The 9,787-nt window shown below is 60.6% G+C and carries 11 protein-coding genes and 1 tRNA gene; 3 read left to right on the plus strand and 9 right to left on the minus strand.

From position 1 onward, the window contains the following. Positions 1-9: 9 nt before the first annotated feature. Positions 10-891 carry a dihydrodipicolinate synthase family protein gene (locus ACQKKX_RS19440; protein WP_427573054.1) on the plus strand — a complete coding sequence of 294 codons (882 nt, stop codon included), beginning with the start codon at positions 10-12 and terminating at the stop codon, positions 889-891. A gap of 425 nt (positions 892-1,316) precedes the next feature. Here ACQKKX_RS19440 and ACQKKX_RS19445 read toward each other — a convergent pair whose 3' ends face one another. From ACQKKX_RS19445 to ACQKKX_RS19470, 6 genes are all read right to left on the minus strand, one after another. Beyond that, complete coding sequence (locus tag ACQKKX_RS19445) at positions 1,317-2,171, minus strand: dipeptide ABC transporter ATP-binding protein (protein ID WP_427573056.1); 855 nt, start codon at positions 2,169-2,171, stop codon at positions 1,317-1,319. Then, the gene (locus ACQKKX_RS19450) at positions 2,168-3,046 is read right to left on the minus strand and encodes an ABC transporter ATP-binding protein (RefSeq protein ID WP_427573058.1); all 879 of its coding nucleotides are present in this window, start codon (positions 3,044-3,046) and stop codon (positions 2,168-2,170) included. The genes ACQKKX_RS19445 and ACQKKX_RS19450 overlap by 4 nt, the downstream gene beginning before the upstream one ends. A gap of 2 nt (positions 3,047-3,048) precedes the next feature. Beyond that, a complete protein-coding gene (locus ACQKKX_RS19455) occupies positions 3,049-3,969 on the minus strand; it encodes an ABC transporter permease subunit (RefSeq protein WP_427573060.1) in 921 nt (306 codons plus the stop codon). Positions 3,970-3,985: 16 nt separating this feature from the next. Then, positions 3,986-4,990 carry an ABC transporter permease subunit gene (locus tag ACQKKX_RS19460; protein WP_427573062.1) on the minus strand — a complete coding sequence of 335 codons (1,005 nt, stop codon included), beginning with the start codon at positions 4,988-4,990 and terminating at the stop codon, positions 3,986-3,988. Between the two features lie 159 nt (positions 4,991-5,149). Beyond that, complete coding sequence (locus ACQKKX_RS19465) at positions 5,150-6,745, minus strand: ABC transporter substrate-binding protein (RefSeq protein WP_427573064.1); 1,596 nt, start codon at positions 6,743-6,745, stop codon at positions 5,150-5,152. A gap of 391 nt (positions 6,746-7,136) precedes the next feature. Beyond that, entirely contained in the window at positions 7,137-7,550 is a 414-nt protein-coding gene (locus ACQKKX_RS19470) for a MarR family winged helix-turn-helix transcriptional regulator (protein WP_427573066.1), read from the minus strand. A 246-nt stretch (positions 7,551-7,796) separates the two neighbouring features. On the opposite strand from ACQKKX_RS19470, the gene ACQKKX_RS19475 reads away from it, so the two are divergent. Continuing rightward, positions 7,797-8,228, plus strand: coding sequence for an organic hydroperoxide resistance protein (locus ACQKKX_RS19475; RefSeq protein ID WP_427573068.1), 432 nt, complete (start codon positions 7,797-7,799; stop codon positions 8,226-8,228). A gap of 156 nt (positions 8,229-8,384) precedes the next feature. On the opposite strand, the gene ACQKKX_RS19480 is transcribed toward ACQKKX_RS19475, so the two are convergent. Continuing rightward, positions 8,385-8,804 (minus strand): GGDEF domain-containing protein, encoded by a 420-nt coding sequence (locus ACQKKX_RS19480; protein WP_427573084.1) that lies wholly within the window; start codon positions 8,802-8,804, stop codon positions 8,385-8,387. Between ACQKKX_RS19480 and ACQKKX_RS19485 the strand changes: the two genes are divergently transcribed. Further along, positions 8,751-8,891, plus strand: a complete 141-nt coding sequence (locus ACQKKX_RS19485) for a hypothetical protein (protein WP_427573070.1) — start codon at positions 8,751-8,753, stop codon at positions 8,889-8,891. The two genes, ACQKKX_RS19480 and ACQKKX_RS19485, sit on opposite strands and share 54 nt — an antisense overlap. A 67-nt stretch (positions 8,892-8,958) precedes the next feature. Here ACQKKX_RS19485 and ACQKKX_RS19490 read toward each other — a convergent pair whose 3' ends face one another. Together ACQKKX_RS19490 and ACQKKX_RS19495 are read right to left on the minus strand one after the other, a co-directional pair. After that, positions 8,959-9,474 (minus strand): hypothetical protein, encoded by a 516-nt coding sequence (locus ACQKKX_RS19490; RefSeq protein ID WP_427573071.1) that lies wholly within the window; start codon positions 9,472-9,474, stop codon positions 8,959-8,961. Positions 9,475-9,694: 220 nt separating this feature from the next. Then, a tRNA-Met gene (locus ACQKKX_RS19495) sits at positions 9,695-9,771 on the minus strand. Between the last annotated feature and the right edge of the window lie 16 nt (positions 9,772-9,787).

Below are 9,787 nucleotides of genomic sequence, written 5' to 3' on the forward strand. Positions count from 1 at the left end.
AACAGACCCATGACCAAGAAAGCCTTCGTTGCCATCGTCACCTGCTTCAACGATGACGAGACCATCAATTTTGAGGCAACCCGCGCCCAGGTGCGCCGTCAGGTGGCGGCCGGCAACAACATCATGTGCGCCGGCACCAATGGCGATTTTTCTGCCCTCACCCACGGCGAAAAGATCAAGCTCTTGGAAGAAGTGGTCGATGAAGTCGGCGGCAAGGTCGATGTCATCGTCAATGCCGGCATGCCCGCGACCTTCGAGACTCTTCAGCTTGCCAAGGAGTTCGACCGGATCGGCGTCACCGGCATCGCCGTCATCACGCCCTTCTTCATCGCCTGCACGCAGGACGGCCTGATCCGGCACTTCTCCACCGTTGCCGATGCCGTCAACACGCCGGTCTATCTCTACGACATCCCGGCCCGCACCCAGAACCACATCGAGCCGGAAACCGCCCGAAAACTGGCCACCCACGGCAATATCGCCGGCATCAAGGATAGTGGCGGCGCACAGGAAACGCTGGCCGCCTATCTGCAGGTCTCGAAAGAGGTCGAAGGCTTTGAAGTCTATTCCGGTCCCGACCATCTGGTCCTGTGGTCCCTGCAGAACGGCGCTGCCGGCTGCATTTCCGGTCTCGGCAACGCCATGCCGGATGTTCTCGCCGGCATCGTCGGGAGCTTCAATTCGGGCAATATTGCGGAAGCCGAACGCCAGCAGGAAATCTACACCGCCTTCCGCACCGACCTCTACCAGCACGGCTTTCCGCCGGCCATGGTCAAGCGCGCGCTCTATCTTCAGGACGCTTCCGTCGGCGCCAGCCGCCAGCCGGCCCTGCTGCCCAACCCGGAGCAGGATGCCAAGATCGGCGAGACGCTGAAGAAGTTCGGTCTGCTGTAACCAGCCTGATCAGATCCACGATAAGGCGCTACGGAGACATCCGTAGCGCCTTTTTCTCTATCTCATCTCTCTCCGCCGTCATCCTTAGGCTTGTCCCGAGGATCTGACCACATCGCCTAAAACGAGACGCAGCAGATGCTCGGGACAGGCCCCAGCATGACGAGAGGGAATGGCATCAAGTGGCACGCGCTACCGTCGTCGTCAGCAGCAGATACCTTGTCGCCGGCACCTGGAGACGTTCGCCTTGTGGTCAGCGGTGCCGCCAAAGAAAAAGGCGCTGCGGAGACATCCGCAGCGCCTTTTTGTATCTCGACTGTCTCCCCCTCGTCATCCTCGGGCCTGACCCGAGGATCTAACCACGACGCCAAGAGCGCGGCGCAGCAGATGCCCGGGACGGGCCCGAGCATGACGACGTCGCGGCTAATTCAAGCGGCGCTCGCAGCCTTCTTGGCCGCAATACGGGCGCGAATGGATTCCACGTCGGACTTCGGCGTCGCCTTGAACAGGGTCTGCGTATATTCGTGTTTCGGGTTGGAAAACACCTCGTCACGGGTACCGTATTCGACCGCCTCGCCAAAATACATCACCATAACCTCGTCGGCGATGTAGCGCACGACGGACAGATCGTGGCTGATGAAGACGTAGGTGAGGTTGAACTCGTCCTGCAGGTCGGCGAGCAGGTTCAGCACCTGCGCCTGCACCGAAAGGTCGAGCGCCGAGACAGGCTCGTCGAGAACCAGCAGTTTCGGGTTCATCATCAGCGCGCGCGCAATGGCGATACGCTGGCGCTGACCGCCGGAGAACATGTGCGGATAACGATTGTAATGTTCGGGGCCGAGGCCGACCTTGATCAGCATTTCGGTGGCACGATTACGACGCTCGGCGGCCGAGAGATCGGTGTTGATCGCCAGCGGTTCACCAAGCACGTCGCCGATCTTCTGACGCGGATTGAGCGAACCATAGGGGTTCTGGAAGATGATCTGCACCTTCTGGCGCATGTCCGAGGTCAGGTGGCCCGGACGCGTGTCCATCTTCTTGCCGTCGATGATCAGGTCCCCGGAGGTCGGCTCATCGATGAAGGTGATCATGCGTGCCAGCGTGGACTTGCCGCAGCCACTCTCGCCGACGATCGCCAGCGTCTTGCCGCGCTCCAGCTTGAAGGAAACGCCCTTCACGGCATGCAGCGTCTTTTTAGGCTTCATGAAGCCGCCCGGCAGTTCGTAGTCGCGCTTGATGTCGCGGACTTCGAGCATGATGTCGGTGCTGTTGATGTCGCTCATGCTGATGCTCCTGCAGCCGTTGCTGCTGCTGAAGGCGCCGGTTCCGGATTGCCGTCGAAGAAGGCGGAAACCGTGGTCAGGCGGTCACCGGTGGCGTTTTCCGGAAGCGCCGCCAGCAGCGCCTTGGTATAGTTGCTCTGCGGGTTTTCGAACAGCGAAAGCACGTCGGCTTCCTCCATCTTGCGACCCTTGTACTGCACGACGACGCGGTCGGCGGTCTCGGCCACGACACCCATGTCGTGGGTGATCATGATCAGGCCCATGCCGGTGCGGGCCTGCAGGTCCATGATCAGGTCGAGGATCTGCTTCTGGATGGTCACGTCGAGCGCGGTGGTCGGCTCGTCGGCGATCAGCAGTTTCGGATCGCAGGCGATCGCAATCGCGATCATCACGCGCTGGCACTGGCCACCCGACATCTGGTGCGGGAAGGCATGCATGCGCTCTTCCGGGTTCGGCAGGCCGACCAGCTTGAACAGTTCGATGGCGCGCGCACGACGCTCCTTCTTGCCCATGCCGAGATGGATGCGCAGCACTTCCTCGATCTGGAAGCCGACCGTGAAGCACGGGTTGAGGCTGGCGATCGGTTCCTGGAAGATCATGGCGATATCCTTGCCGATCAGCTTGCGCCGCTCGGCGCCACTGAGCTTCTGGATATCCTGACCTTCGAACAGCATGCGGTCGGCGGTGATCTTTGCAGTATCCGGCAGAAGACCCATCACGGCCAGCATGGAGACCGACTTGCCGGAGCCGGATTCACCGACGATGGCAAGAACTTCGGCCTTGTCGACCTTGATGGAAACGCCGTCGACGGCGCGGAACCAGCCGGTCGAGGTTTCGAATTCGACGGTGAGATTGTCGATTTGCAGAAGCGACATGATCAGGACCTCTTCAGCTTCGGATCAAGCGCATCGCGCAGGCCGTCGCCCATCAGGTTGATGGCAAGAACGGTGATGAGGATTGCAAGGCCGGGGAAGGTGACGACCCACCAGGCGCGCAGGATGAATTCGCGGGCTTCAGCCAGCATCGTGCCCCATTCGGGAGACGGCGGCTGTACGCCCATGCCGAGGAAGCCGAGAGCGGCCAGATCGAGAATGGCGTTGGAGAACGACATCGTCGCCTGCACGATCAGCGGTGCGGTGCAGTTCGGCAGGATGGTGCGGAACATCAGACGCAACGGGCTTGCACCCGCGATGCGGGCAGCCGTCACGTAATCGCGGGACTTTTCGGCCATCACGGCAGCACGCGTCAGGCGCACGAAATGCGGCTGCAGCGTTACGGCAATGGCGATCATTGCGCTGTTGAGGCCGGCGCCCAGGATGGTGACAAGCACCAGTGCCAACAGCAGCGACGGAACGGCGAGGATCATGTCCATCAGGCGCATGATGATCGTGTCGACCCAGCCGCGGTAATAACCGGCGATGACACCGACGATGATGCCGGCCACCAGCGACAGCGTGGTGACGACGAGGCCGACGAACAGCGAATACTGCGCGCCGTAGATGAGGCGCGAGAGAATGTCGCGGCCGATCGGGTCCGTGCCGAGAACGAAGCTCCAGCTGCCGCCATCCACCCATGCCGGCGGCTTCAGCACGGCATCGCGATACTGTTCGAACGGCGAATGCGGTGCGATGACGGACGCGAGGATCGCGACGAGAACGAGAGCGACGAAAACGTAGAGGCCGATGACGGCGCCGCGGTTTTCGGAAAAGTAGAACCAGAACTCCTTGAGCATCTGGCGGCGCATCTGGGCGCTGGAGACGGGCTCCGCAGCTTTTTGGGTAAGTGTGGCGTCGGCCATGGGATTTTGCTCCTTCTTAGTGGCGGATACGCGGATTGACGAGACCGTAGAGCACATCGACGATCAGGTTGACGGTCATGATGATCGCGGCGATCAGCAGAAGACCACCCTGGATGACGGCATAGTCGCGGCGGAAGACGCTATCGAGGATCCACTTGCCGATGCCCGGCCAGGAGAAGATCGTCTCGGTGAGGATCGCACCGGCCAGCATGACGCCGACCTGCAGGCCGACCGTGGTAACGACCGGGATCATGGCATTGCGCAGCGCATGCACGCCGATGACGCGGAACGGCGAAAGACCTTTTGCGCGGGCGGTGCGGACGTAATCTTCAGACAGAACTTCCAGCATGGCCGAACGCGTCTGGCGCGCGATGACGGCGAGCGGAATGGTGGAGAGCACGATCGACGGCAGTGCCAGATGGCTGAGTGCCGAGGTGAATGCGCCCTTCTGGCCCGAGATCAGGCTGTCGATCAGCATGAAGCCGGTGACTTGCGGGAAATAGAACATCAGCGAGATGCGGCCCGTCACCGGGAACCATTGCAGGATGCCGGAGAACAGGATGATGAGAAGCAGGCCCCACCAGAAGATCGGCATCGAATAACCGACCAGCGCGATGCCCATCAGGCCCTGATCGAAGATCGACCCGCGCTTGACGGCAGCGATGATGCCGGCCGGAATGCCGAGTGCGACGGCGATGATGATGGCACAGAAGGACAGTTCGACGGTGGCCGGAAACAGCGTCAGGAACTGGTCGAGAACCGGCTTCTTGGAAACGATCGAGGTGCCGAAGTCACCGGTCAGAACGCCGCCGAGATAGTCGAAATACTGGATGACCATCGGCCGGTCCATGCCGAGCTGCGCGGAAATCTGCGCGTGGCGCTCCGGCGACATGACGCGCTCACCCGAAAGGAGCGCGACCGGATCGCCCGGCAGAAGGCGGATGAACGAGAACGCGATGATGGAGACCCCGATGAACGTCGGGATCAGGACGGCGAGGCGCCGCAGAAGGAAGCCAAACATTTTAAGCCTTTGCGGAAAAGGGGCGGCCCAGAGTCATGTATCTTGTCAAGCCATGCTTCCGGCCATTTCGGCGTCACCGCCATATTTTTGGGCATCTCATAAGAAAATGCCGCGGGAAACGCAATGTCTCCCGCGGCAAAAAGTTGTCAGAGTGCCAGATTACTCGGCGATATCGACAGCTTCGAAGGTGAAGTCGCCAAGCGGGCTCTGGGTAAAGCCGGTAACGCCCTTGCGCATCGGAACGATGGACAGGGAGTGGTCGAGGGTCGCCCAGGGAGCGTCCTTTTTGAAGATGACCTGTGCCTGTTCGTAGAGCTTGGTGCGCTCGTCCTGGTCGGAGGTCGACTTGGCCTTCTTTACGAGAGCGTCGAATTCCTGGTTGCACCACTGCGCGCGGTTGTTGCCGCCGACAGCATCGCAGCCGAGCAGGGTGTCGAGGAAGTTGTCCGGGTCGCCGTTGTCGCCGGTCCAGCCGAGGATGGCGGCACCGTCACGGTCCTTTGCCTTCGAACGCGACAGGTATTCTGCCCATTCGTAGGAAACGATCTCGACCTTGACGCCGATCTTGGCGAAGTCGTCCTGCATGATTTCGGCGGCGCGACGTGCGTTCAGCATGTACGGACGCGAAACCGGCATGGCCCAGATCTTCATCGACAGATCCTTGACGCCTGCTTCTTCAAGCATCTTCTTGGCGGCGTCGAGGTCGTAGGTGTCGTCCTTGGTCTCGTTGTTGTAGGACCACATGGTCGGCGGGATCGGGTTGGTGGCCGGCGTTGCCATGCCCTGGAACACGGCGTCGACGATGGCAGCCTTGTTGATCGCCTTGTTGAGCGCGATACGAACTTCCGGCTTGTCGAACGGAGCCTGCGTGGTGTTGTAGGCGAGATAGGCGATGTTGAGGCCTTCCTGCTCGAGAACCTGCAGGTTCTCGTCAGACTTCATGGCCTGCACGTCGGCAGCGTTCGGGTAAGGCATGAGGTGGCATTCGCCGGCCTTGAGCTTCTGGTAACGAACGGCGGCGTCAGTGGTGATCGCAAACACGAGATCGTCGATCTTCGGAGCGGTGCCCCAGTAATCGGCATTCTTCTTGTAGCGGATGATGGCATCCTGCTGGTAGGCGACGAAGGTGAACGGACCGGTACCGACCGGCTGCTGGTTCAGCTGTTCCTTGGTGCCGGCCTTTTCGAGGCTGTCGGCATATTCCTTGGACAGGATCGACGCGAACGGCATGGCGATGTTGGCAAGGAACGGCGCTTCCGGACGGTTCAGAGTGAACTTGACCGTGAGGTCATCGACCTTGTCGATCGACTTGATCAGCTTGGGGAAGCCCATGCCCTCGGCATATTCCCAGGTGCCGCCGGTGATGTACTTGTTCCAGGCGTTCTTCTCGTCGATCATGCGGCCGATCGAGAAGATGACGTCGTCAGCGTTGAAATCGCGGGTCGGGGTGAAGAAATCGGTGGTCTGGAACTTGACGCCCTTGCGGAGCTTGAACGTGTAGACCGTACCGTCCTCGGAAATCTCCCAGCTCTCGGCGAGGCCTGCTTCCGGCTGCGTGGTGCCCGGCTTGAATTCAAGCAGGCGGCTGTAGATCGGATGGCCCGATGCGTCGAAGGTCGTGCCGGCGGTGTAGAGACCCGGATCGAAACCTTCCGGCGAACCTTCCGAGCAGAACACGAAGGTCTTGGCGGCAGCGACGGTCGGAAGCATTGGCAGCGCGGCCAGTGCGAGTGCGGCGATAAGCGCGCGTTTCATGGAAAACTCCCCTTTTTGATTTCTTGTCCCTGAGGCACCCCAGAGACAAACGCCCGGATCGAAGCCGTGGCGTGTCCTCTTGAACCGTCCCCTGGTGCCAGTTCGAGTCGGTGCCGTCAGATACAGGACGGCACGCGCGCGTTGTCAACACACAATCTCGCGGTCGGGGCCCGGGCAACAAGATTTACGTTAACGTATCGGTCACAGCGTGCATGCAGATGCCATCGATCGCAGAGAGCATGGCACCGGCCACGATCGATGCGTGCAGGAAGACCGACCAACATGGTCTCGCGCGCCATCACGGCATCGACGATCGCGACAGGCTCGTTGGTTGAATGATCCGGCCCGCTGCGTATCAGTGTTATCGCATCCGGCCGGAGCGCCGGTGGGACTACCGCTTGCCGGCGCGCGCGAGATTGGCGGTCAGTCGGTTGATGGTCCCGAGCATCTCGCGTCCCTCCCCTCCTTCAAGCGCGACGGCCTGCGCGATGCATTGCATCACCGCTTCCGATTTGGTTTCAAGCGCCCTACCCGCCTCGGTCAGAAGGATATCGACACGCCTTTCGTCTTCAGAGCGGCGTTCCTTCTTCACCAGACCCATCAGCGTCAAACGCTTCAAAAGCGGCGTGACCGTACCGGAATCGAGGCCCAGCCCGTCAGAAATTTCGCCGACCGAAAGACTGCCGTCCTTCCACAGAAGGCGCATGGTAAGGAATTGCGGATAGGTGAGACCGAGCGGCTCGAGCGCCTGACGATAGACCCGGTTGAAGGCCTGCTCTGCCTTGTAGACGGCAAAACAGAGCATCTGATCGAGTCCCAGGTCGCTTCCTGAAAAAGCTGCGGTATCCGACATCCCGCGACCGACCCCAGGGGCTGGGGATGGCGCCGTTTCGAGGTCCGGTCCGGGTGATTTAGGCGGCGTTTTCATGCGCAAAAGATAAATCGCGCACAATCCAATTGCAAGCCATTGACATTATCAGCTCGCCGACTTAGATTGTGCGCAATAGAGTTTCACAAAATACAATTCGGCTTCAACCCAAGGAGAAGACCTATGTCTGTTGATGCAAAATACAAGACAAGCGCAACTGCAACCGGCGGCGGCCGTGATGGCAAGACATCGCTTGAGGATGGCAGCCTGTCGCTGCAGCTCGTCGTTCCCAAGGAACTTGGCGGCCCGGGCGGCGATGGCGCCAACCCGGAGAAGCTTTTTGCGCTCGGTTATTCTGCTTGCTTCCTCGGCGCGCTGCGCGTCGGTGCCCAGCAGCTGAAGACCAAGGTCCCGGAAGGCTCGACGGTCGGTGCGACGGTCGGTATCGGCCCGCGCTCGGAAGGCGGCTTCGGCATCACCGCGGCGCTTGACGTCTATCTGCCTGGACTTTCCGAGGAAGAGGCACAGAAACTGGTCGAGGTCACCCACGACATCTGCCCCTATTCGAACGCCATCAAGGCCAGTGTCGACGTCGACTTCACCGTCCGCACGTAAAGACATCAGGTAGCATGGGCGGCTCCATCGTCCGCAAGCCGGTCATCCTCCGCCGGGATGGCCGGCTTTTCTATCTGCATCATGCTTTGCAAGCGGCCAGACGTGAGCCAACGCCCTCAGGCACGCTCCGCGGCGATTTTCCTTCTTGCCGGCAACTCATGCGCTGCGACAAACTTGCGCTCCGGATACATCGCCACTCAGGACGCTGCGATTGCGCCCACCGGCCTTGGCGAGATAAAGCGCCGCATCCGCCGCAGACACCACGTGCGGCTTCTCCTGACCATCGCCATTGTCGGCAATACCAATGCTCACCGTTACCCGTACTGATTGACTGCCAGCGTCGATGGACAGCCCGGCCACCGCCTGACGGATTGCCTCGGCCAGTTTTAGCCCGTCTCGTGACGACGCGCCCGGTACAAGAGCGACAAACTCCTCGCCGCCCAGACGAAAAACCTGCCCCCTGCCACCCGGCGTCTCCGAGACGCAGGCAGCGATGGCTTTCAAAACGATGTCCCCGAAATCATGGCCATGGGTATCGTTGATATTTTTGAAGTGATCGACATCGACCAGCAGAATGGAAAAGAGAGAGGTTTTGCCGGACAGCGCGGCCGTGGCTTCGTAAAAGCCCGTTTGTTGGCCAGCGAGGTCAGGGCATCGGTATAGGCCTGTTCCTGCCAGAGGCGCGCTTCGCTCAGATGGCGCATCTCGCGGTCGATGAACGTGCCGAGGATCAATGCTGCGGCGAGAGACCCGACCAGTGTCGCCGGGTAGGTCTGAAGGAACAGCGATACTCCCTGTCCCGAAGGCACGAAAAGCAGCAGAGAGCAGAAACGGTCAGTCCGAGCAGAAGAAGACTGCCGATCGACATGCCGAGCCGCGGATACACGAAAAATCGCCAGCCGAGCCCGACCACACCCGCGCAAAGCGAAGGCCGGATGGCCTGCCCGACGCCGAGATCCGTGAGTTCCAGATGACCGACAAGCGCGATCAAGGCGGCCACCAGATAAGGCACGACACCCCCGAAGGCAGCTGCGAAGGCCAGAAAAAGCGAGCGACCGTTGATCACGGTACCATCCGGCAGGACCATTGGCATCATCATGGTGATGCAGGCCGCAGCGGCAAATGGCAGGCCGAGAACAAGACCCTTGAGCAAAGGTGGGAGATTAAGCCGTTCAGTGCTCCCCAGACACATGGCGACAAGCGCCATAAGGCCGATGATATTGAGAAGGAGGGGAAGCAGAGACATGCGCGGGCCTATTGAATTCGGCCAGACACGTAGTGCTTATGTAAAAGGTCCGGTTAATGACGCCTGTGAGAAGCTGCAACACTTACAAGCCGGTCGCGCCTGTCACGCTCTCCCTCCCCTCTTTCGGGCAGGAGATCGGCACACCGCTCGACGTAAACAGAAGCGCGCGTACGCCTCTGTTTTCAGCCGTGATATCTGTGAGTAATCGAGGGGAAAGCTTTGGTTGCGGGGGCAGGATTTGAACCTGCGGCCTTCAGGTTATGAGCCTGACGAGCTACCGGGCTGCTCCACCCCGCGTCACCAAGAATACGGA

Origin of the sequence: Neorhizobium sp. NPDC001467 (assembly GCF_050275975.1) — a bacterium.
Lineage (GTDB): Bacteria > Pseudomonadota > Alphaproteobacteria > Rhizobiales > Rhizobiaceae > Neorhizobium.